The sequence below is a fragment of the Vreelandella sp. 2A-K22 genome (assembly GCF_054065485.1).
The window spans coordinates 285318-306352 of sequence record NZ_JBSUGC010000002.1; the positions used below are offsets into that span (position 1 = coordinate 285318).

The 21035-nt window shown below is 56.7% G+C and carries 22 protein-coding genes; 20 read left to right on the forward strand and 2 right to left on the reverse strand.

The features are described 5' to 3' along the window. Positions 1-34: 34 nt before the first annotated feature. The 5 genes from lpxK to murB all read left to right on the forward strand — a co-directional run bounded on the left by lpxK (position 35) and on the right by murB (position 3673). Complete coding sequence (gene lpxK, locus ACW17M_RS03620) at positions 35-1063, forward strand: tetraacyldisaccharide 4'-kinase (RefSeq protein ID WP_009286404.1); 1029 nt, start codon at positions 35-37, stop codon at positions 1061-1063. Positions 1064-1076: 13 nt separating this feature from the next. Continuing rightward, complete coding sequence (locus ACW17M_RS03625; RefSeq protein WP_022523886.1) at positions 1077-1310, forward strand: Trm112 family protein; 234 nt, start codon at positions 1077-1079, stop codon at positions 1308-1310. Beyond that, the gene (gene kdsB, locus ACW17M_RS03630; protein ID WP_009286405.1) at positions 1310-2098 is read left to right on the forward strand and encodes a 3-deoxy-manno-octulosonate cytidylyltransferase; all 789 of its coding nucleotides are present in this window, start codon (positions 1310-1312) and stop codon (positions 2096-2098) included. The genes ACW17M_RS03625 and kdsB overlap by 1 nt, the downstream gene beginning before the upstream one ends. Before the next feature lie 74 nt (positions 2099-2172). Continuing rightward, positions 2173-2637: a low molecular weight protein-tyrosine-phosphatase gene (locus tag ACW17M_RS03635; protein WP_041158064.1), complete on the forward strand. Its 465-nt coding sequence runs from the start codon at positions 2173-2175 to the stop codon at positions 2635-2637. A gap of 25 nt (positions 2638-2662) precedes the next feature. Further along, positions 2663-3673: a UDP-N-acetylmuramate dehydrogenase gene (murB, locus tag ACW17M_RS03640; RefSeq protein ID WP_457546920.1), complete on the forward strand. Its 1011-nt coding sequence runs from the start codon at positions 2663-2665 to the stop codon at positions 3671-3673. A 105-nt stretch (positions 3674-3778) separates the two neighbouring features. Here murB and rne read toward each other — a convergent pair whose 3' ends face one another. Then, entirely contained in the window at positions 3779-7237 is a 3459-nt protein-coding gene (gene rne / locus ACW17M_RS03645; RefSeq protein WP_041158066.1) for a ribonuclease E, read from the reverse strand. A 707-nt stretch (positions 7238-7944) separates the two neighbouring features. Between rne and ACW17M_RS03650 the strand changes: the two genes are divergently transcribed. Genes ACW17M_RS03650 through sppA form a run of 3 tightly spaced genes read left to right on the forward strand, consistent with a single transcriptional unit; the run spans position 7945 to position 10700 of the window. Beyond that, positions 7945-8886, forward strand: a complete 942-nt coding sequence (locus ACW17M_RS03650; protein ID WP_009286408.1) for an RluA family pseudouridine synthase — start codon at positions 7945-7947, stop codon at positions 8884-8886. A gap of 38 nt (positions 8887-8924) precedes the next feature. Further along, entirely contained in the window at positions 8925-9569 is a 645-nt protein-coding gene (locus ACW17M_RS03655; protein ID WP_027959108.1) for an HAD family hydrolase, read from the forward strand. 9 nt (positions 9570-9578) lie between these two features. Beyond that, a complete protein-coding gene (gene sppA / locus ACW17M_RS03660) occupies positions 9579-10700 on the forward strand; it encodes a signal peptide peptidase SppA (protein ID WP_141441266.1) in 1122 nt (373 codons plus the stop codon). A 22-nt stretch (positions 10701-10722) separates the two neighbouring features. Here sppA and ACW17M_RS03665 read toward each other — a convergent pair whose 3' ends face one another. After that, on the reverse strand, positions 10723-11364 hold the full coding sequence (locus ACW17M_RS03665; protein WP_457546982.1) for a Maf family protein: 642 nt from the start codon (positions 11362-11364) through the stop codon (positions 10723-10725). A 202-nt stretch (positions 11365-11566) separates the two neighbouring features. Here ACW17M_RS03665 and ACW17M_RS03670 point away from each other — a divergent pair, with 202 nt between their 5' ends. From ACW17M_RS03670 to ACW17M_RS03725, 12 genes are all read left to right on the forward strand, one after another. Next, positions 11567-12097, forward strand: coding sequence for a YceD family protein (locus tag ACW17M_RS03670; RefSeq protein WP_041158158.1), 531 nt, complete (start codon positions 11567-11569; stop codon positions 12095-12097). A 36-nt stretch (positions 12098-12133) separates the two neighbouring features. Further along, positions 12134-12304, forward strand: a complete 171-nt coding sequence (gene rpmF, locus ACW17M_RS03675) for a 50S ribosomal protein L32 (protein WP_007114757.1) — start codon at positions 12134-12136, stop codon at positions 12302-12304. A gap of 43 nt (positions 12305-12347) precedes the next feature. Next, a complete protein-coding gene (gene plsX, locus ACW17M_RS03680) occupies positions 12348-13397 on the forward strand; it encodes a phosphate acyltransferase PlsX (protein WP_342584614.1) in 1050 nt (349 codons plus the stop codon). 113 nt (positions 13398-13510) lie between these two features. Continuing rightward, positions 13511-14470: an ACP S-malonyltransferase gene (gene fabD / locus ACW17M_RS03685; protein WP_022523876.1), complete on the forward strand. Its 960-nt coding sequence runs from the start codon at positions 13511-13513 to the stop codon at positions 14468-14470. Between the two features lie 58 nt (positions 14471-14528). Further along, the gene (gene fabG, locus ACW17M_RS03690) at positions 14529-15272 is read left to right on the forward strand and encodes a 3-oxoacyl-ACP reductase FabG (protein WP_009286414.1); all 744 of its coding nucleotides are present in this window, start codon (positions 14529-14531) and stop codon (positions 15270-15272) included. A gap of 124 nt (positions 15273-15396) precedes the next feature. After that, positions 15397-15630, forward strand: a complete 234-nt coding sequence (acpP, locus tag ACW17M_RS03695) for an acyl carrier protein (protein WP_008956801.1) — start codon at positions 15397-15399, stop codon at positions 15628-15630. Between the two features lie 192 nt (positions 15631-15822). Then, positions 15823-17061 carry a beta-ketoacyl-ACP synthase II gene (gene fabF, locus ACW17M_RS03700; protein WP_041158069.1) on the forward strand — a complete coding sequence of 413 codons (1239 nt, stop codon included), beginning with the start codon at positions 15823-15825 and terminating at the stop codon, positions 17059-17061. A gap of 6 nt (positions 17062-17067) precedes the next feature. Next, a complete protein-coding gene (gene pabC, locus ACW17M_RS03705) occupies positions 17068-17880 on the forward strand; it encodes an aminodeoxychorismate lyase (protein WP_457546921.1) in 813 nt (270 codons plus the stop codon). Positions 17881-17923: 43 nt separating this feature from the next. Then, a complete protein-coding gene (gene mltG, locus ACW17M_RS03710; protein WP_022523872.1) occupies positions 17924-18931 on the forward strand; it encodes an endolytic transglycosylase MltG in 1008 nt (335 codons plus the stop codon). A 48-nt stretch (positions 18932-18979) separates the two neighbouring features. After that, complete coding sequence (gene tmk, locus ACW17M_RS03715) at positions 18980-19633, forward strand: dTMP kinase (RefSeq protein ID WP_022523871.1); 654 nt, start codon at positions 18980-18982, stop codon at positions 19631-19633. Then, positions 19624-20610, forward strand: a complete 987-nt coding sequence (locus ACW17M_RS03720; protein ID WP_022523870.1) for a DNA polymerase III subunit delta' — start codon at positions 19624-19626, stop codon at positions 20608-20610. The genes tmk and ACW17M_RS03720 overlap by 10 nt, the downstream gene beginning before the upstream one ends. A gap of 52 nt (positions 20611-20662) precedes the next feature. Beyond that, a complete protein-coding gene (locus tag ACW17M_RS03725) occupies positions 20663-20998 on the forward strand; it encodes a PilZ domain-containing protein (RefSeq protein WP_022523869.1) in 336 nt (111 codons plus the stop codon). The last annotated feature ends 37 nt before the right edge of the window (positions 20999-21035 follow it).

The window sequence follows — 21035 nt, forward strand, 5'->3', positions numbered from 1 at the left end:
ATCGATATGAGCCTTTTGATATGAGCCTATCGTTATGAGCTTTGCCAAGAGAACGCTGGCGGAGCGCTGGCTGCAAGGCGCTTACCAGGGCAGCCGCTGGCTATCGCCGTTGAGGCCTTTAGGGGCGCTTTATCAGTGGGCCATGGCGCGGCGGGAGCGGGAATACTCTAGCGGCCAAAAAGCTACTTGGAAGGCGCCGGTGCCGGTTATCGTGGTAGGCAATATCACCTTGGGGGGGACGGGTAAATCGCCGCTGGTGGCGTGGCTAGCTGGCTGGCTGGTGGCCCAAGGCTGGTCGCCAGGTATCGTTAGCCGCGGCTATGGCGGAAATGCGCCCAGTTACCCGCTGCTGGTCACCGCCGACACGAACGTTGTCGAAAGCGGTGATGAGCCGCTGATGCTGGCACAGCAGACGGGACTGCCAGTGGCCGCAGACCCCAATCGCGTGCGCGGTGTTCAGGCACTGATCGAGAAGGGCTGCGATATTATCTTGAGCGACGACGGTTTACAGCACTTGGCACTGGATCGAGATATTGAGTTGGTGGTTGTGGATGGTGACCGTGGATTGGGCAACGGGCGCTGCCTGCCCGCCGGGCCGCTGCGCGAGTCGCCCAGCCGGTTGCAGCGTGTTGACGCGGTGATCATTAACGGCGACTCACAGCCCTCTTTGTCGCTTACTCCGTCTATTATGCAGGCAGCCACTACTATGCAGCTGGCGCCGCTGCGCTGGCGCCGCCTTGATGACGGCGCACGTTTTCCGCTTGCGCCGCTGCCGTTTACGCTGCCGGTGCACGCGGTGGCAGGTATCGGGCATCCCGAGCGCTTTTTTCGTACACTCTCCGCGTTGGGTGTTGAGGGCGAGTGGCACCCGTTGGCCGACCACCAGCACTTTAGTGCGGGCGCGCTAAGCTTTGCAGATACCCGCCCAGTGATTATGACCGCTAAAGACGCCGTTAAGTGTTACGCCCTGGCCCCGCCTAACAGTTGGGTATTAGATGTGGAGGCATCCCTTCCACCCGAATTTGAGCACTGGCTGGCAGCGCGGCTGTCGGCACTTTCCTAAAGGAGATAAGCGCATGGATAAGGAACTGCTGGCAATGCTGGTCTGCCCGTTGTGTAACGGTAAGCTGAAGTATGATCGCGATGCTCAAGAGCTGCGCTGCCACTACGATGGCCTTGCCTATCCGATCAAAGAGGGGATTCCGGTGATGTTGCCGGAAGAGGCTCGCGTGATGGATGCTGATGAAAAGCTGCCTACTTCTCCAGGACGCTCTCCAGGACGTTCCCAAGAGCGTTTAGGAGACGCTTAATGGCTGTCTTTGATGACATGGTTGATTTCAAGGTGCCTGATTTTACCGTCGTCGTACCTGCTCGCTACGGCTCTACCCGGCTGCCCGGCAAGCCACTGCTTGATATTGCCGGGGAACCGATGGTCGCTCACGTATGGCGCCGTGCTTGCCAAAGCCACGCCAGCCGAGTGGTCGTGGCAACAGACGATAGCCGTATTCGTGATGCCATGCTGCCCTACGGCGCCGAAGTGATCATGACCCGCGACGATCACCCCTCGGGCACCGACCGATTAGCCGAGGTGGCTGGTATATTGGCATTGACGGATGATGCGCTGCTGGTGAATGTGCAGGGCGATGAGCCGCTGATTCCTCCCGCGCTGATCGACCAGGTGGCTCTGCGCCTAGCCGACGATCCCGGAGCGTCGATAGCCACGCTGGCGGAGCCTATCAATGACGTGGACACGCTGTTTAATCCCAACGTGGTCAAGGTGGTGCGAACGCTACAAGGCCGCGCGCTGTATTTCTCACGGGCCCCTATCCCCTGGGATCGTGAGCAGTTCAAAGCGCCACCGACCATGCTGGCAACCGATGCCTGGCTGCGCCATATCGGTCTCTATGCGTATCGTGCCGGTTTTCTAGCTGCCTACCGAGACTGGCCAGCCTCAAGCCTCGAACAGCTTGAACAGCTTGAACAGTTGCGTGCGCTGCAGAATGGTCACGCTATTCAAGTGGCATTGGCCTGCGAAGTAAACCCTGCCGGTGTTGATACGGCCGAGGATCTAGCGCGGATTCGGGCGCTGCTGGCCTAGCGCGGGTTCGGGCGTTGCCGGTTTAGCGCAGGGGCGGGCGCTTGCTTGGGCAGCTCAGTTTTTAAGGAGCTATCGTGAAAGTATTATTTGTATGTTTAGGCAATATTTGCCGTTCACCGACCGCCGAAGGTGTTTTTCGTCGTGCTCTTGAGCGAGCAGGGTTGGCCGATGAGGTCGAGATAGACTCCTGCGGCATCGGCAGTTGGCATGTCGGCAAAGCGCCAGACGCCCGCGCGCAGCAGGCGGCACTACTGCGCGGTATCGATATAAGCGACCTGCATGCCCGCCAGCTAAGCGAACACGATTTTACCCAATTCGACTACGTGCTAGGCATGGATCAGGACAATTTACGCGCCATGCGCGAGCTGAAGCCTGCCAATAGCCAGGCGCATGTTGGGCTGTTTTTAGATTTTGCTGGTACCCCCGGTGCTGAAGTCCCAGACCCCTATTTTGGCGGGGATGAGGGATTTGAGAAGGCTCTGGATATGATTGAAGCTGCATCAGAAGGGCTGATTCGACACCTTAAGCGAGAGCTGTAATGGGGCTAATGGTGTGGCTGCACAGATGAATATTCTCAGCAATGTGGATTTGTCCGCCGCTAATACACTTAGGCTCCCCTGCCAAGCAGAGCGCTTCGCGTCACCAAAGACATTAACAGCTCTACGCCAAACACTAGCAGAGGCACGCCATGACGGCTGGCCCGTCACGCTGCTAGGTGGCGGCAGCAATGTTCTGCTTCCCGAGGCACTACCAGGTTTGGTGGTGCGGCCTGATTTGCAACAGCACTGGCTCAGTCAGCGTCAAGGGCAGGTGCTTGCCCATGTAGGGGCGGGGGTTAATTGGCATACGCTGGTGATGGCGACTGCTGCACGCGGCTTGTGGGGCATTGAAAATCTGGCGCTGATCCCTGGCAGTTGTGGTGCTGCGCCGGTGCAGAACATTGGTGCCTACGGTGTTGAGCTTGCCGATACGCTGCAAGCGGTGCAGGTAATGGAGCTTGCCACCGGGCGGGTGAATTGGCTAAGCGCGCAAGAGTGCGCCTTTGGTTACCGTGAGAGTATTTTTAAAGGCGAGTTGGCAGGTAGCATTGTGATCACTCAGCTAGTCTTGCGTTTGTCACGCACGCCAGCACCCCGGCTAGGGTATGGCGATCTCGCTGCACGCTTAGCAAGCCCTCCCACACCGCTCGCGGTAGCCGAAGCGGTATGTGGTATTCGACGCGAGAAGCTGCCCGACCCACAGGTGCTGGCCAACGCGGGGAGTTTCTTCAAAAATCCGCTGGTAGCTGATGTGATGGCAGCGCAGTTGTTGCAGCAGTATCCTACTATGCCCCATTTCCCCCAGGAAGGAGGGCAAACAAAGCTGGCGGCGGGGTGGTTAATCGACCAGTGTGGCTTGAAAGGGATGCGTGATGGTGCCTTCGGAGTACACCAGCATCAAGCGCTGGTGCTGGTGCACTTTGGCGGCGGTGATCGTCAGGGGCTAATGAAAACAGCTAGCTATATCGCTGACCAGGTCGAGGCACGCTTTGGGGTGCGTTTAGAGCCCGAGCCGCGGTTAATTAATCCCTGTTAGTTAATCTCTATTAGTTAATTTCTATGCCCTGCCTCTAAGGTGCACATAACGCAAAAATCCCCGCCGAAGCGGGGATTTTTGTTATTACAATACGCCCGAATCGATCTATTCGGAGCGTGTGTCTTGCTGCGCCTGTTTGCGCTTCTCACGCGGGTCATTGTGGGCCCGTGTGCGACGGCGGCGGGGTTTAGGCGCTTCTTCAGTTACTGCGGCTTCAGCGGGTGCTTCACTGGTGACCGGTTGAGCGTCTGCTTCAGTTGCAGTGGCTTCAGTCGCAGGTGTTTCAGTCGCTGCTAGTTCGTCACTGCTCTTTTCAGAGCTATTGTCAGAACCGCCGTCAGAGCTATCATCAGAACTCTTAGGTTCAGCGCTACTCTCTTCAGCGCTTTTTTCTTCAACGCTTCTGTCTTCAGAGTTTGTGTCTTTAACACTCTTAGGCTCAACACCTTTTTCTGCGCTGTCTTGCTTTGGCTCGCTGCTGGCAGGCTCTTCGCTTGAAGAGGCTGCGGCAACGCTGTCAGAAGTGCTTTCAGCAACCTCTGGGTTTGCCGCTTCCTGGCGAGTTTGGGTCTTAGCTGAAACTTCTTCGGGCTGACGCTCGTCGCTGCTTTGATCCGTATCCGCACTATTGAAAGGTGCAGGGGAGGCCGCCTCTTCAATAGGTGCGGCTGGATCAATCGCGTTGGCCGCAGGCGGCTCGACGGCTTCAGGCGCTGCCTGTTCGCTAGCACTGGGCTGCTGACTATCGTCGGTTTTCTCACTTACAGCTGGCTCTGCGTTCGCCTTGGCTGTTGCTGAGGTCACCTCCGATGGTGCTGCCTGCTCATCGCTGGCTGTGGCCTCCGGTTCGCCTGGTTTGGCGGCGGCCTCATCCTGCTCAACGGTGCTGGCAGTTGACGTTTGCTCCGCCGGTGAAGCCGCTTTAGGCTGGCGGCGCTGGTGCGTCGACTTGCGCGCTTTAGCGTTTTCTGCCACGGGGCGGTCGGCGGTCGTTGCGTCGTCCGCTTGCTCGGCGTCGGACTCAGGCGCATCGGCTGCTGCCGCTTCTGGCTCAGCGGTATTCCCCGCGTCCGATCCTAATGCAATCGTTGTGTCATTTGTCGCTGCTTTACCCACCTGTTCTTCTGCCGCAGGGTCTTCGGCCGGCTCTGGTGTTACTGCTGACGCTTCATTCTGAGCCTCGGCCTGCAGTTTTAACTGCTCAGCTTCTGCCTGAGGATTGATCGCCTGGGTGCGCGTGCGGTTACGCGGGTTGTTACGCGTACGCTTCGGCTTGCCGTCATCCTGCTTTGTCTCTAAGTTCTTGGACTCTGAGCTCTTGGCCGTTGCATCGCGCTGGCTGTCGCGGTTTTTGTCACCACCATCACGACGCGACTCTTTCTGCGCTGCACTTTTGCCGCTGGTGCTCTCTTTAGAGCCCTCTTTCGTGGAGCTGTCTTTGCTAGGGCTGTCTTTGGAAGAGCTATCAGCCTGGTTCTCTTTACGAGGTGCTTTGGCTGATTCTTGACCGTTAGCATCGTCCTGCTGGGGGTGACGACGGCGGTTGCGGGTACGGCTGGGGCCGCTACGCTTATCGCTACTGTCGTCACTGGCAGGGCGCGGCGTGTTACTGCGCTGCTCGGCTTTTTGGTCAGCTTTCTGTTCTGCTTTTGGCTCGGGGCGGGCGCTGCTGTCGCTGCGCGACTCGTTACGGCTGGCGTTGTCGCCTCGCGACGATTTTTGCCGCGACTCGCTGCTGCGCTGATTGGTTTTGCGCTCGCTTGGCTTGCGCGGAGCCGGTGTTTCAACCTTGGGCTCTGGCGTGGCTTCGGTATTGCTTTCGTCGCTACCGAGCAGTTTGGCGAAGCCGCGGATAAAGCGCCCAATAACGCTGGGTTGCTCGCTGGTCACCGGTGCTGCTTTGGCCGCTGGAGCTGCAGCGGGCGCTTTCTCTTCCGTTTGCAGCGATGCCGGGGCGGGAGCGTTGTGGGTGACACTCTTGACGGCGGCTTCGGCGCGTTGAGCGGGCGGCACGAAGCTCGGTGTCGGCTCTTTGCCTACTTCGGTGTCGGTGGAGAGCTCAAAGCTCGATAGGCTTTGAGTGTCATCCTCGTCCAGGTGATCATCACGCAGGCGTTGCACGTCGTAGTGGGGCGTATCCATATCAGGATTGGGCAGCAGTACTACGCGAACATTCTGGCGAGACTCTAGATCTGCCAGCACGCTGCGTTTTTCGTTGAGCAGGTAAGTCGCCACGGGTACCGGTAGAATGGCGCGAATCTGCGCGCTATTCTCTTTCATCGCCTCTTCTTCAATCAGGCGCATGATAGAGAGGGAGAGCGAGCGAACATCGCGAATGGTGCCCTGGCCATTACAGCGCGGGCAGACCACGCCGCTGGTTTCCCCCAGTGAGGGACGCAGGCGCTGGCGGGACATTTCCATCAGGCCAAAGCGTGAAATACGCCCAATCTGTACCCGTGCGCGATCCAGCTTGAGGGCATCGCGCATGCGGTTTTCAACTTCACGCTGGTTGCGTGCAGGCCCCATGTCGATAAAGTCAATAACCACCAAACCGCCGATATCACGCAGGCGCAGCTGGCGGGCGATTTCATCGGCGGCTTCAGAGTTGGTCTGTAGGGCGGTCTCTTCGATATCGCTGCCGCGGGTGGCGCGTGCGGAGTTGATATCGATGGAGACTAGCGCTTCGGTGTGATCGATCACAATCGAGCCGCCAGAAGGCAGCTTCACTTCGCGCTGATAGGCGGTTTCGATTTGTGATTCGATCTGGAAGCGCGAGAATAGCGGTACTTCGTCCGCGTAGAGCTTGATCTTCTGCTGGTACGAGGGCATTACCTGGCGAATAAAGCTCAGCGCTTCGGCGTGAATCTCGGGGCTGTCGATCAATACTTCGCCGATGTCCTGGCGTAGGTAGTCGCGCATGGCGCGAATGATGACGTTGGATTCACGGTAGATCAGGAACGGGGCAGGGCGCTTGGCAGCTTCAGTGGTGATCGATTCCCACACCTGAACCAAGTAGTCCAAGTCCCACTGGAGCTCTTCCGGATTGCGACCAATGCCTGCAGTGCGCACGATCAGGCCCATTTTATCCGGCACGGTCAACTGACCCATGGCGTCTTTAAGCTGACTGCGCTCGTCGCCTTCGATACGGCGAGAAATGCCACCTGCACGCGGGTTATTGGGCATCAATACCAAAAAGCGACCAGCCAGGCTGACAAAGGTGGTTAGCGCGGCACCTTTATTGCCACGCTCCTCTTTATCGACCTGGACGATGACCTCTTGACCCTCTTTAAGCACTTCTTTAATGCTCGGACGTCCGGAAACGTCTTTGACAAAGTACTCGCGAGAGATCTCCTTGAGGGGCAAAAAGCCGTGACGGTCGGCGCCGTAGTCAACGAAGGCAGCTTCCAGGGAGGGCTCTACGCGGGTGATTTTACCGCGATAGATATTGGCTTTTTTCTGTTCTCTTGCGCCGGATTCGATATCTAAATCGTATAGGCGTTGTCCATCAACTAAAGCGACACGCAGCTCTTCGGGCTGGGTCGCATTGATAAGCATCCGTTTCATAGTGTCTCGCATAGCGTTGCGTGCCGGCGAACTGCCTATTGGGTGACGTAGGCGAATCGCTGGGTGCTGCGTGCTTGTGCTCGGCGCATTGCAATGCTGACGCGTCAAGCCGGGAAGGCATCATCGCCAACCCGGCCGATAGGGCGTTGAGTACGTGGCGGAGGCAGGACGTGTTCCGGTGGCTGTCACGTCCATCCGGCCCTGCTGACACCGCCAACACCTGGCATTCATCGATTCACCAACGCCGGCCACCGGCACAGCGTTGAACTTTTCGCCCGGAGTCAGTCATCGCCTTGTGACGAATAAGGCGGAGCTGCTCAGGACGTGGCGTTGTTTAGTTGCTGCCTGCCGTTGAGGGCAAGGCTTATTTTCCTCTGCCGGCATAAAAAACGGGCGGCAGAGTTACTGCATTTTTAAGATCAGTTTTAATACTGGAAAACGGGCAATGCGTACACTGGTGCCGTTTTTGCGTTCAGGCCTGCGTGTTAGTCGGGCAGGCGCATTAACCAAGCTCAGCGGTGATGCTCTCTGCTAACAAATTTAATCAATTAGCTATCGAACAGCTAGTCACTAGCGCTAGACAAGACAGCTTTCTGCGCTTAGCTGGTGAACGATTTCGAATATAACAGTAAAGACTACGACCAGCAATTGACGCAATGCCCTTGGGTCTACGCTAGAATGCCGTTTTTAAGCAGGAGTAAGCAGTAATGTCCGAAGGGCGTGAAGTGCAGTGGGTGGATATCGCCCCGGAGCAAGCAGGGCAGCGAATTGATAATTTTCTCATGACGCGGCTCAAAGGGGCGCCTCGCGCGCTTATTTATCGCATCGTACGTAAAGGCGAGGTGCGCGTTAATAAAAAACGCGTGAAGGTGGATTACCGTTTGCAAGCGGGGGATTTAGTACGCGTTCCGCCGCTGCGTTTGGCGCCTCGCGAAGCAGTGAAGGAAGTCAGTGATAATTTGCGCGACCTCCTGGTAGGCAGCGTTATTATGGAAGGCCCCGATTGGATGGTGCTTAATAAACCTTCTGGTTTAGCAGTGCATGGTGGCAGCGGGGTTAAAATTGGTTTAATAGAAGCGCTGCGTCAAGTGCGCGATGATCTGAGCTTTCTGGAATTGGTTCACCGCTTGGATCGCGATACGTCTGGCTGTTTGCTGCTGGCCAAGTCGCGCGATGCGCTGGTGACGCTGAACGAGTCGCTGAAAAAGCACGGTATGGATAAGCGTTATCTGGCCCTGGTCAGTGGGCGCTGGCCAGCGCGGAAAACCTATGAGAGTGCTCGGTTAGACCGCTTTGATGCCGGTAACGGCGAGCGGAGGGTAAGGGTAGATCCCAACGGGAAAGTGTCGCGCACCCATTTTTCGGTGGTTGAAACCTTCGAAAAAGTAACCCTTATAGAGGCTGAGCCGGTCACGGGCCGTACCCACCAGATTCGCGTACATGCCGCCCACGCAGGCCATGCGTTATTAGGTGACGATAAGTATGCTACCCGTGAAAGTGGTCTGCTCACCAAGCAGTTAGGGCTGGGACGTCTGTTCCTTCATGCGCGAGCGCTGACCTTTCCTGAGCCCACTAACGGCCGCCCGGTTACCGTCAAAGCGCCGCTGCCAGAAGCTCTGGAAGAAGCGCTCAAACGCGCCCGTCAATAACTTCTTTTTCACCGCGTTGCCTTTTACAGGGAGCTGCCATGCAGTACGAGCTAATTATATTTGATTGGGACGGCACCTTGATGGACTCAGTGCCGCGGATTGTGTCGTGTATGCAGGCGGCTGCTTTGGAGGCCGAGTGGGGTGCGCTTTCAGCGGCGGAGGTTGAAGATATTATTGGCCTGGGGCTGCCCGAAGCAATTGCCAAGCTCTGCCCAGGTATATTGCCTGCTCAGGCCGAGCGGCTTCGCGAGCGTTACGCGCACCATTTTGTGCAGGCTGATACCACGCCAATGGCGTTTTTTAGCGGTGTCGAAGCGCATATCGCCCGTTTGCGCGGGCATGAGCAACAGCGTTTAGCAGTGGCAACAGGTAAAAGCCGTCGCGGGCTTGACCGTATTTTTACTGAGACCGGCAGCGGCGCGTGGTTTCATGCCAGCCGTACCGCGGATGAAACCCGCTCCAAACCGCACCCGCAGATGCTTTCAGAGTTACTGGCTGAGCTTGCGGTGCCGGTCGAGCGGGCGGTGATGGTCGGCGATACTGAGTATGATATGGAAATGGCTAGGGCGATGGGCATGGATCGGGTGGGGGTAAGCTATGGGGTGCATGCGCCTGAGCGCCTGGCAATGAGCGAACCCAAGTGGATTGCCCATAGCGTAGACGAGCTTTTTGATCGGTTATAAGGACATTTTATGAGTGACGATCCAACCCGCCAAGAGGGTACGCAAGAGGGTCATGATGGCCCGGTTAATAGTGACCAGACCAACGAGTTCAAGGAGGATCCCTGGACTGAAGGGCCCGAGGTTCCGCCTGGTAAGGGGGCTAAGCAGACCTCAGGAGCGCCAGGTGATGATGCCGAAACCCTGCGCGAACGCCAGCGATTAGCGCAGCTGGAAATGATGGATCACTGGATAGGCGGTGTCTTGACCGAGCAACGGCGTACCCGCCGCTGGAAGCTGTTTTTCCGGCTGATGTTTCTCGCTGTTGTGCTGGTGGCGCTGTCTGCCGCACTTTATAGCCTGTTCTGGGATTCGCCGAGTGTCGCAACGCCCACCCAACGCCACTTGGGCATTGTTGAGGTTAATGGCGTAATCGCCAGCGATTCGCCAGCCAATGCGGAGCGCATCATCCAAGGGTTAAACCGAGCCTGGGATGCCGAAAGCGCTGCTGCTGTGGTGCTGCACATTAATAGTCCCGGTGGTAGCCCCGTTCAGTCTCAGCGTATCTATGCGGAAATCATGCGCCTGCGCGAGCAGGGTGATAAGCCGATTATCGCGGTGATTGAGGATATCGGTGCCAGCGGCGCTTATTACATTGCTGCAGCGGCAGATGAGATTATTGCCTCGCCGGTGAGCTTAGTGGGCTCGATTGGTGTGATTTACGCTGGTTTTGGCTTTGAGGAGGCGATAGAGCGCCTTGGCGTTGAGCGCCGCGTGCTTACGGCAGGAGAGAATAAGGCCTTCTTAGATCCATTCCAGCCGCTGGACGATGATGCAGAGACGTTTTGGCAAGGTGTGCTGAGCCAAACCCATCGCCAATTTATCGATGACGTCCGCGCAGGTCGCGGCGAACGGCTCAGTGATAGCTCGGACATTTTCTCAGGCCTGATATGGAGTGGCGAGCAGAGCATCGAGCTAGGGTTGGTCGATCAGTTGGGTAGTCTCGAACAGCTGTCTCGCGATCAAGTAGGTAACATCGACTGGGTGGACTATACGCCGAGTCTTGATCCATTTGAGCGCTTTACTCGGCGTTTTACCGAGGTTGCCGCTGAAGTGCTAGGCATTAAGGCGCCTAACACCCCGCTTCGTTTCTGATCGCCAATTTACGTCCTGGGCCCTAGGGCGCGCCAAGCGGATCCAGGTCCGCTTGGCGCAACATATCGCAGAGCGCGATCAGCGGTAGCCCAATCAGGGCGCTGGGGTCACGGCCTTCCAGTCTTTCAAACAGCGCAATGCCAAGGCCTTCCATACGAAAGCTGCCAGCGCTATCTAGGGGCTGCTCTTTGGTCACATAGTTTTCAATCTCTTGCGTGCTAAGAGTGCGAAACACGACCTCAAAGGGCTCGACATGGGCTTGATGGCGTTGGTGGCGAGTATCCAGTAGCGCTAAACCGGTCAGGAAGGTGACGCGCTGGCCAGAAAAGCGGGCAAGGTTAGCGCAGGCCTTTTCTGTGGTATGTGGTTTGCCAAGAATATCGCCTTCAAATACCGCAACCTGGTCGGAGCCTATAATGCAGTGGTGGGGGAAGTGAGCCGACACGGCGTTGGCTTTGCTAAGTGCTAGGCGATGTACCAGTGCGTGTGGTGTTTCGCCATTATGCGGCGTTTCATCAATATCCGGTGAATGGCACCGGTAGGGGAGTTGTAGGCGATCCAGCAGCTCACGCCGCCAGCGTGAGCTTGAGGCAAGCACTAGCTCTGTATTTTCTGTACTTAAGGACTGCGCAGTTGATGACTGAGTGCTTGATGGCTCGGTCATGGCGGGTGAGGTCACAGTATAACTCCTGGCTAATGTGGTTGCGCTAGTGGGACGGCAAAGCAGTAGAGTGTAGCGAAAGCTGCGAATTGTGCCCATGTCGGCTGTTTATTGAGGCCTATGTTGGTTATTTATTGAGGAAGCGATGAAGAAATACACCGACAGCTTTGACACCAGCAGGGGGAGTGCCTATCATTGCGCGCCTATGTTGACCTCACAACTCCCCAGTCGGGTGGAGCCTTATAAGCTCGCAGCCCGCCACGAACGAATCGAAGGCCTGGTAGCGCTGGATAAGCTGCCACGTCTTGCCGAAGAAGCGGGTGACCAAACCGGCGACTGTCATGTCGTGCTTGAGTTTGGTGTCGATGCTCAAGGCCGTCGTGAAATTCGTGGCCACTTGCAAGCGACGTTGGCGCTTGCCTGCCGACGCTGCCTAGTGCCGCTGCCTCAAGAGGTGAGTAGTGACTTTCTGCTTGGAATGGTCACTGATGAAGCCTTGGCGGCCGAGTTGCCTGCTAGTCATGAACCGGTGCTGGTGGAAAAGGAACAGCTGGATCTTCTGACGGTAGTTGAGGATGAATTGATTCTCAGCCTGCCCCAGGTGGTCTATCACGATGAAGCCGAATGTCATGTCTCGGCGGAGCAGCTGGTCAGCAAAACAGAAGGCGCGGCGTCAGATACAGCGCCAGCGACGAACCCTTTCGCGGTGCTGAATGTCTTGAAAGGCAAAAAATAAGCACCCTTTACCTTAAATACCTTGGAGTAAACCCCCATGGCAGTTCAACAGAACCGTAAAACTCGTTCCAAGCGCGGCATGCGTCGCAGCCACGATGCGCTGACCGCTCCGACGCTGTCTCAGGACAAAGAAACCGGTACGACTCACCTGCGTCACCACGTTTCTCCAGACGGTTTCTACCGTGGTCGTAAAGTGGTTGAGGTATAAGCCTCAATTGCATTACTAAGCGGCTAAACGGACTCAGTGCGGTATGCGCTTAGCGATTGATGTGATGGGGGGTGACCAAGGCCCTCATGCGATTATCGCAGGCTCCGCAAGGGCGGTGTTAGAACACCCCGGTCTTGAGCTGGTTCTGTTTGGCCCGCGTCAGCAGATTATTGCTGAGCTTTCGCGCTTGCCGCAGCCTCTGGCTGCGGCAACTTCACGTTTGGTGGCGCGTGATTCGCCCGATAGCGTAATGCCGGGGGCAACAGCGGCCTGGGCGTTGCGCAGAGGCGAGGCAACGAGCATGGTGCGCATGCTGCAGTGCGTCGCCCAGGGTGAAGCTGTGGCTGGTGTAAGCGCAGGCAATACGGCAGCGCTTGTTGCCTTGGCAAGGCGCGAACTGGGGATGGTCGAGGGGATTTCTCGTCCGGCAATCAGTACCGCGATCCCAGCCCGCCAAGGGCGCCGCTGCTATTTGCTGGACTTAGGCGCCAACGTGGATTCCCCTGCCCATCGACTGGTCGATTTTGCACTGATGGGGGCGGCGATGGCGCAGTGTATCGATGGCACTGCGGTGCCGCGCGTGGCGCTACTCAACGTTGGCGCTGAAGCCACCAAGGGGAGTGTGAGCGTACGTGAGGCTGATCGTCTGCTGCGCGAGTATGCCAGTGGTAGTGGTTTCGACTATCAAGGCTATGCTGAGGGTGGCGACCTGTTTAAAGGCCAGCTTGATGTGGTGGTGTGTGATGGCTTTGTGGGCAACGCTGTCCTCAAGGCGAGCGAAGGTTTGACGAGTATGTTGGTTGAACGCGTGCAGATGGCGTTTGAGTCGCGCCTAAGTGGTCGTTTGGCAAGCCTACTGGCCAAGCCTGTGTTAAAGCGCTTAAAGCAAGAGCTTGATCCCGTGCGCTACAACGGGGCCAGTTTATTGGGGTTGCGCGGTATCGTAGTGAAAAGTCACGGCAGTACTCATGCCGATGGGTTTTACTACGCTATTCATCGCGCCCTGCAGGAAGTAGAACATAACTTACCTGCGCGGATCGCAGGCCGCTGGCAAGCGCCATCAAGTGAAAACGATGGCACAGGCCAGCCATGATCAGATAATAACGATTTAACTTTTTTGCGGGTTTATAGGTGGCATCAGGATGTGCCAATAACCTCGCCTATCGCTCATATGAGCAAATGCCTACAAGAGCAAAGGTGAACGACATGTCTCAACCCCTTGCCCTCATTTTTCCCGGGCAAGGCTCTCAGCAGCTTGGAATGCTGCGAGAGCTTGCCGAGCGCTATAGTGTGGTGGGAACGACATTTGAGGAAGCGTCGGATGCTTTGGGCTACGATTTGTGGAAAGTCGTCCAAGAAGGTCCCGAAGAGTCGCTTAATGCAACCGCTTGCACCCAGCCTGCGCTGCTTTCTGCCAGCGTCGCCATTTGGCGTGTGTGGCAAGAGCTGGAAGGGCCGCGGCCGACAGTGATGGCGGGCCATAGCCTAGGCGAATACAGCGCTATGGTGTGCGCAGGCGTCATGAGCTTTGCCGAAGGCGTCAACTTGGTACGTCTGCGCGGAGAAGCCATGCAGGCGGCAGTGCCTGCTGGCGAAGGCGGCATGGCGGCGATCCTGGGCTTGGCAGACGATGCGGTTGAAGCCGCCTGTGAAAAGGCTGCCCAGGGCGACGTTGTTTCAGCGGTCAACTACAATTCCCCAGGGCAAGTGGTGATAGCGGGCTCTAAAGTAGCCGTTGAGCGAGCTATTGTTGCTTGCCAGGAAGCCGGTGCCAGGCGTGCCATGGCATTGCCGGTTTCCGTGCCTTCGCACTGTGCATTGATGCGCCCTGCGGCCGAGCGCCTGGCAGAGGCGATACAAACTATCGAGCTGCGGGCGCCGCGCTACAGTGTCATCCAAAACGTCGATGCCCAGGCCCATGCCGATACCGCGACATTGAGCACGCGGCTAGTCGAGCAGCTCTATCAGCCGGTGCGTTGGAGCGCCTGTGTTGAAGCCATGGCGGATCAAGGCGTGGAGGTGTTCATTGAGTGCGGGCCAGGAAAGGTGTTGACTGGCCTCAATAAGCGTATCGTGAAGGGTAGCAAGGGATTGGCGGTGAATGATCCTGACAGTCTGGAAGCCGCGCTTGAGCTGGCGCGTGAAACCTTGGCTGATAAGGCGTGACCAAGAGAGATTGCAATCCACTATCCTTGCTTGATTACACGGTTAGAGGCAGAACGTTATGACACAAGAGAGTAGAGTTGCCCTGGTAACAGGGGCGAGTCGTGGTATTGGTCAGGCCATTGCTCGCGAGCTAGGTCGCCAGGGCCGTATCGTCATTGGCACCGCGACCAGTGAGTCTGGCGCTGAAAAAATTGATGCCGATTTGAAAGAGCACGGCATTGAAGGGGCAGGTCTATGTCTTAACGTGACCGACCAGGCCAGTATCGATAGCGTATTGAAAACGATTACTGAGCGCTTTGGTGCGCCGACTATTTTGGTCAACAACGCGGGTATCACGCGTGATAATCTGCTGATGCGCATGAAAGAAGATGAGTGGGATTCCGTCATGGATACCAATCTGAAATCTGTCTATCGTGTTAGCAAGGCGTGTTTACGGGGTATGACCAAGGCTCGGTTTGGGCGTATTGTGTCGATTAGTTCTGTAGTGGCAACCATGGGCAACCTGGGCCAAACTAACTATGCTGCAGCTAAGGCCGGTATGGAAGGTTTTAGCCGCGCGCTAGCGCGTGAGGTCTCCTCTCGTGCGATTACGGTTAACGCAGTGGCACCGGGCTTTATTGCGACTGATATGACCGAAGCGCTACCTGAAGCACAGCACGAAATGCTGCTTAAGCAAATTCCGCTGGCCCGTTTAGGGGCGCCGGAAGAGATCGCCGCAGCAGTGGGTTTTTTGACCAGTGATGCAGCCGGTTATATCACTGGCGAGACGCTTCACGTGAATGGCGGCATGAATATGCGTTGATGGCCTTGGGCTTGGCGGTTGCGTCTACCCAAGGGCGTCTATAAACTACCCCGCAGCTTTTGGCTTGCGGTTTCCAAATAGCTGGTTATCAAAAACGGCTAATGTGAACGACTGGAGTACGTTAATGAGTACTATTGAAGAGCGCGTTAAGAAAGTTGTAGCAGAGCGCCTGAACGTTAAAGAAGAAGACATCCAAAACAGCTCTTCTTTTACAGAAGACTTGGGTGCTGATTCGCTCGACACCGTTGAGCTGGTCATGGCTTTGGAAGAGGAATTCGATACTGAAATTCCCGATGAAGAAGCTGAGAAGATCACCACGGTTCAAGAAGCCATCGATTACGTGAACGCCCACCAGTAAGGGCTGCGTCGATGCATCGAACCAGGGTGGGGTGCTAGCCACCCGCCTTAAAAGCCGTCCTTTTCCAGGACGGCTTTTTTGCTTTGCTGCCACAATGCTTATAACGTTCAATCTCCGTTATACTGTTGACCAAATTTAAGCAGCAAATGACCCAAGTGGGTCGCGTCACCATGGATGCCTGGAGGAAAGCTGATGGCACGGAAAAGGGTAGTGGTAACTGGGTTAGGCCTGGTGACCCCAGTGGGTAATAGCGTTGATGAGTCGTGGGCCAACATTGTGGCCGGTAAAAGCGGTATTACGCCTATTGAGCATTTCGACACCAGCGGTTTTAACACTCGTTTTGGTGGATCGATCAAAAACTTTGATATTAGCCCGTATCTGAATCCTAAAGATGCCCGCAAGATGGATCTGTTTATTCAGTACGGCATGGCGGCGGGCGCCCAAGCGGTAGAAGATTCGGGGATTGAGTGCAGCGAAGAGAATGCCGATCGCATCGGTGTGGCTATCGGCTCAGGCATTGGTGGCCTACCCATGATTGAGCATAACCACAACGCACTCAACAAAGGTGGCGCTCGCAAGATATCGCCATTCTTCGTGCCGGGCTCTATCATCAATATGATTTCGGGCAATATGGCGATTCAGCACGGCTTCAGAGGCCCGAACATTGCCATTACGACTGCCTGCACCACCGGTACTCATAATATTGGTTATAGCGCACGCACCATCGCCTATGGCGATGCGGACGTGATGATCTGTGGTGGGGCTGAAATGGCCACCACGCCGCTGGGCCTGGGTGGTTTTTCTGCGGCTCGCGCGCTCTCTACGCGTAATGACGATCCACAAGCGGCAAGCCGCCCTTGGGATACCGACCGTGATGGTTTCGTGTTATCCGATGGTGCCGGTGTGCTGGTGCTTGAGGAGTATGAGCACGCCAAGGCGCGGGGTGCCAATATCTACGCCGAGCTGGTGGGCTTTGGTATGAGCGATGATGCTTATCACATGACTTCACCGCCGGAAGATGGACGTGGTGCAGCGCTCTCCATGCGCAATGCGATTAAAGATGCCCAGGTTGACGTTTCTTCGGTTCACTACATCAACGCCCATGGTACCTCCACTGCGGCAGGCGATCTGGCCGAAAGTCGTGCCATTGAGAACGTCTTGGGTGGCGCTGCAAGCAGCGTGGCAGTGAGCTCCACCAAATCGATGATTGGCCACCTGTTGGGCGCCGCCGGTGCGGTAGAGGCGGTGTTTAGTATTCTGGCTATTCGTGATCAGGTCGCGCCGCCCACGATTAATCTGGATAACCCGCAGGAAGGCTGCAATCTGGACTATGTGCCGCATACTGCGAGGGATATGCGCATTGATATGGCGCTTTCAAATTCCTTCGGTTTTGGTGGTACCAACGGCTCGCTGCTATTTAAGAAGGTGTAGTTAGCGATGCTGACGCCTACGTTATGTGATGATCAATCTGTGCCGTTTGATGATCGTGGGCTGGCGTATGGTGATGGTCTGTTTGAAACGGTGCTATTACGTACGGGAAAGCCGGTGCTATGGCGCTATCACAGGGAGCGTCTGGCACAAGGTTGTCATCGCCTGGGGCTACCGTTACCTTGCCAGGAGGCCCTTGACGCCACTTGGCAAGGCGATCCCACTGCTGAGTTCGAAGTGCTTAAGCTGATACTGACCCGAGGCAGCGGCGGGCGTGGCTATGCCCAGCCCGATCAGATCACGCCGCGGCTGCTCAGTCGTCGAACGCCGTTTCAACCGTCGGTTAAGCGCTGGCAGGAAGGCGTGACAGTGCGGCTTTGCGATTTGCGGCTGGCCCGTCAGCCTCGGTTGGCAGGTATCAAGCACCTAAATCGACTGGAAAACGTACTGGCCCGCCAAGAGTGGGTCGATGCCACTATTGCCGAAGGATTGCTCGCCGACAGTGAAGGCCTTGTGGTAGAAGCCACCAGTATGAATGTTTTTTGGCAACAGGCGGGGGAAGTGTTAACGCCTCTCCTTGACCAGTGCGGCGTGGCTGGCACGTTGCGTGCTGCATTGCTTGACCAAGGTGCAGTCGCTCAGGCGTTGCTGACGCTCCATCAACTCGCAGGTGTCGAGCGGCTATGGGTGGCCAACTCTGTCCAGGGTGTATGGCCTGTTACCACCTTGCTTGCCGCGGATGGTTCACTGCTGCAGCGCTGGCCTCTGAGTCAGCCTGACCCGTTCCAGCGCTTGGCACATCAGCTATTGGGCGTTGTTTAAACGCCAGTGTTTAGATATCGCTCTGCAATTTTCTAGAGGTGTCATGGTGAAACGGTTATTAACCGCTTTATTGGTGTTAGTAGTGGTTGGGGCTGCAAGTGCAGCAGGCGGTTATTTCTATTGGCAGAGCCGATTAGAGGCACCGCTAGCGCTCGATGAGCCAATGCTTTACCAAGTGCCCTCTGGTGCGGGCTTTAATCAGGTCGTGGCGCAATTGGAAGAGCAGGGCGTGCTGGAGGATGCTTGGGCGTTTCGCTTGCTAGCGCGGGTCGAGCCGGAACGCGTGCCGCAACTGCGTACCGGCGAGTATCAGCTATTGCCGAATATGAGCGGTCTGGAAATGATGGCACTGCTGGGTAGCAATAAGGTGGTTACCTACTCGCTGACCATTCCTGAGGGGTGGTCTTTTCGGCAGATGCGCGAATTACTCAATGCGGCGCCGAAACTCGACCACCGCACGGCGGAGTTGAGCGATGCAGAGGTGATGACGTTACTCGATCGAGAAGGCACCTTTCCCGAGGGCTGGTTCTTTCCCGATACCTATCGCTATCATCTGGGTATGAGCGATGTCGATATCCTGCGCCAGTCATTGGAGCGGATGGAGCGCATTTTGGAAGAGGTGTGGGAGGAGCGCGCGGACGACCTAACCATTGACTCCCCCTACGAAGCGCTGATTATGGCCTCCTTGATCGAGCGGGAAACCGGTGCGCCCGAGGAGCGGCGCGAAATTGCCGGTGTGTTCAAGCGCCGCATGGAGCAGGGCATGCGCCTGCAAACCGACCCGACGATTATTTACGGTATGGGGGAGCGTTATGAAGGGCGAATTACCCGCGCCGATATTCGCGAGGCCACGCCCTATAACACTTACGTCATTGACGGCATACCGCCCACGCCGATTGCCATGCCTGGGCGTGCCTCCTTGGAGGCAGCGGTGAATCCACTGCCTGGCGAAACGCTCTATTTCGTTTCCCGTGGCGATGGCACGCACCATTTCTCGCGTACGCTGCGGGAGCATAACAATGCCGTTAATCGCTATATCCGCAATCGCTAATCGCCATGACACATCACCCATGATTGATGACCACTGTAAGGGAGCATGATGAGTAAGCGTGGACGCTTCATTACGCTGGAAGGCGGCGAAGGTGTGGGTAAATCCACCAATGTGGGCTTTGTGGCCGAGTGTTTGGAGGCCCAGGGGTTGGAAGTGGTGCGTACCCGCGAGCCGGGCGGCACCGTTCGTGGTGAAGCTATTCGCGCACTGTTACTGGATCCTGTCCCCCAAGAGCCGCTACATGTCGACGCTGAGCTGCTGCTAATGTTCGCCGCGCGAGCGCAGCACTTGGCGGAAAAAATACTCCCCGCCTTGGCAAGAGGGGCGTGGGTAGTGTGTGATCGCTTTACCGATGCCACCTTTGCCTATCAGGGCGGGGGGCGGGGCATTCCCAAGGAGCGTATCGCCGTGCTGGAGAATTTTGTTCAGCAGGGGCTCTCTCCCGATTTAACCCTACTGCTCGATATGCCCAAAGAGGCTGCAAGACAACGCTTAGAGTCGCGCCTGCGTGATCGCCATGAGCAGCTTGATCGTTTTGAACAGGAGCAGGCTGACTTTTTCCAGGCTGTGCGGGATGGCTATTTGGCACGAGCGGAAGAAGCGCCCGAGCGCTTTGCGGTGATCGATGCACAATACACACTGGATAAGGTACAAAGCCAAATCCGGCAAGTCCTATTAACAAAGGTCGCGGCATGGCGTTAACCGGCGTAATGCCGTGGCACCAAGCCACCTGGCAGCATTTGACCCGCTTGGCTGATGGTGGACGGATGCCCCACGCGTTGTTAATTCACGGCGCCCACGGCGTGGGTAAGCAGCAGTTAGCGGAGGCGTTAATTGCCCGAACGCTATGCGCCTCGCCCGCTGATCAAGCCTGTGGCCATTGCCATAGCTGCTCGATGCTGGAATCGGGCTATCACCCGGATCTGCTGCGGGTTTCACCAGAAGAGGGAAAGCGCCAAATCCGCATTGACCCTATCCGCGAGGTTAATCGCTTTGTGTCGCAAACGGCTCAGCAGGGCGGTTATCGAGTGATTGTGGTTTCCCCCGCCGAGGCAATGAACGTTGCCGCCGCCAATGCGCTGCTCAAAAGCCTTGAAGAGCCCGGTGACAAAACCCTGTTTATTCTGCTTTCCGACGTGCCGTCGCGGATGCTGGCGACGATCCGTTCGCGCTGTCAGCAGTGGTCACTACCCAGCGTTGCCTTTGAGGCGTGTCGTGGTTGGTTGATTGAGCAATTGGGCAGCACTGACGAAGCCTACTTCTGGTGGCAGGTAGCGGGTGGGCTACCACTGCTCGCCGTGGAGCTGGCAGCGCCCGAAGAGCGCGCTTTACGCCATCAAATTCACGACAGTTTCGAACAGCTGGTGCGCGGGGCCGAGCCCGTTTCAGAGGCGGCCCGTCTGGATCGCCAGGCGATTGATGCCATCTTGTGGTACGGTATCGCCTGGCTGGAAGACCTGATTCGTCTAGGTTTGTCTGGGGAGGCGGCGGTGTTGCATAACCCTGATTTAGAACCGCTCTACCGCCAGGCGGTGAAAAATGGTCGTGTTCAGGATTGGTTTCGCCTGCTCGATTATGCCCGCGAGCAGCGACGGTTGTTGGCGGTGGGGGCAAACCCCAATCCTCAGCTAGTGCTTGAAGCATGGCTGGTGCGCTGGGCGGCGCTGCTGCGTTCATAGTGGTGTTTATTCAATCCCCCACGGCTGTTCAAAACAGTGCAGCGAGGTCGTCATGGCAGCTCAGAAAGCGCTCTCTCTTACCGTTCCGGATGTTCCGACACTGCTTTCCGCGTATATGCCTTTTCTGGATCGCGGGGGGATTTTTGTACCTACTCAAACCCCTTACGCACTTGGCCAGCAAGTGTTTTTGCTGCTTACGCTGCCGGGTGAAAGCGAGCGCCTTTCAATTACCGGCCAGGTGGTGTGGGTATCTCCAGAGGGGGTGAGTGGCCGCCGTATGCCAGGCATTGGCCTTCACTTCAGCCAGCAGGACTATCCCGTGCGTGACCGCATTGAGGCGCTGCTTGCCGGTCAATTAGATAAAGCAGCTCCATCGTTCACGCTCTGAATGCCATTTTTCTGATCCAGTCGTTATGGCCTATCTG

Excerpts from the sequence above, each read along its gene's own strand:
- kdsB (WP_009286405.1), top strand. The coding sequence starts at position 1,310 with ATGGCTGTCTTTGATGACATGGTTGATTTCAAGGTGCCTGATTTTACC.
- fabF (WP_041158069.1), top strand. The coding sequence starts at position 15,823 with ATGGCACGGAAAAGGGTAGTGGTAACTGGGTTAGGCCTGGTGACCCCA.
- ACW17M_RS03650 (WP_009286408.1), top strand. The coding sequence starts at position 7,945 with ATGTCCGAAGGGCGTGAAGTGCAGTGGGTGGATATCGCCCCGGAGCAA.
- ACW17M_RS03670 (WP_041158158.1), top strand. The coding sequence starts at position 11,567 with ATGTTGACCTCACAACTCCCCAGTCGGGTGGAGCCTTATAAGCTCGCA.
- rpmF (WP_007114757.1), top strand. The coding sequence starts at position 12,134 with ATGGCAGTTCAACAGAACCGTAAAACTCGTTCCAAGCGCGGCATGCGT.
- acpP (WP_008956801.1), top strand. The coding sequence starts at position 15,397 with ATGAGTACTATTGAAGAGCGCGTTAAGAAAGTTGTAGCAGAGCGCCTG.
- ACW17M_RS03665 (WP_457546982.1), bottom strand. The coding sequence starts at position 11,364 with ATGACCGAGCCATCAAGCACTCAGTCATCAACTGCGCAGTCCTTAAGT.
- ACW17M_RS03625 (WP_022523886.1), top strand. The coding sequence starts at position 1,077 with ATGGATAAGGAACTGCTGGCAATGCTGGTCTGCCCGTTGTGTAACGGT.
- murB (WP_457546920.1), top strand. The coding sequence starts at position 2,663 with ATGAATATTCTCAGCAATGTGGATTTGTCCGCCGCTAATACACTTAGG.
- fabG (WP_009286414.1), top strand. The coding sequence starts at position 14,529 with ATGACACAAGAGAGTAGAGTTGCCCTGGTAACAGGGGCGAGTCGTGGT.
- ACW17M_RS03720 (WP_022523870.1), top strand. The coding sequence starts at position 19,624 with ATGGCGTTAACCGGCGTAATGCCGTGGCACCAAGCCACCTGGCAGCAT.
- tmk (WP_022523871.1), top strand. The coding sequence starts at position 18,980 with ATGAGTAAGCGTGGACGCTTCATTACGCTGGAAGGCGGCGAAGGTGTG.
- fabD (WP_022523876.1), top strand. The coding sequence starts at position 13,511 with ATGTCTCAACCCCTTGCCCTCATTTTTCCCGGGCAAGGCTCTCAGCAG.
- lpxK (WP_009286404.1), top strand. The coding sequence starts at position 35 with ATGAGCTTTGCCAAGAGAACGCTGGCGGAGCGCTGGCTGCAAGGCGCT.
- rne (WP_041158066.1), bottom strand. The coding sequence starts at position 7,237 with ATGAAACGGATGCTTATCAATGCGACCCAGCCCGAAGAGCTGCGTGTC.
- ACW17M_RS03725 (WP_022523869.1), top strand. The coding sequence starts at position 20,663 with ATGGCAGCTCAGAAAGCGCTCTCTCTTACCGTTCCGGATGTTCCGACA.
- sppA (WP_141441266.1), top strand. The coding sequence starts at position 9,579 with ATGAGTGACGATCCAACCCGCCAAGAGGGTACGCAAGAGGGTCATGAT.
- pabC (WP_457546921.1), top strand. The coding sequence starts at position 17,068 with ATGCTGACGCCTACGTTATGTGATGATCAATCTGTGCCGTTTGATGAT.
- plsX (WP_342584614.1), top strand. The coding sequence starts at position 12,348 with ATGCGCTTAGCGATTGATGTGATGGGGGGTGACCAAGGCCCTCATGCG.
- mltG (WP_022523872.1), top strand. The coding sequence starts at position 17,924 with ATGGTGAAACGGTTATTAACCGCTTTATTGGTGTTAGTAGTGGTTGGG.
- ACW17M_RS03655 (WP_027959108.1), top strand. The coding sequence starts at position 8,925 with ATGCAGTACGAGCTAATTATATTTGATTGGGACGGCACCTTGATGGAC.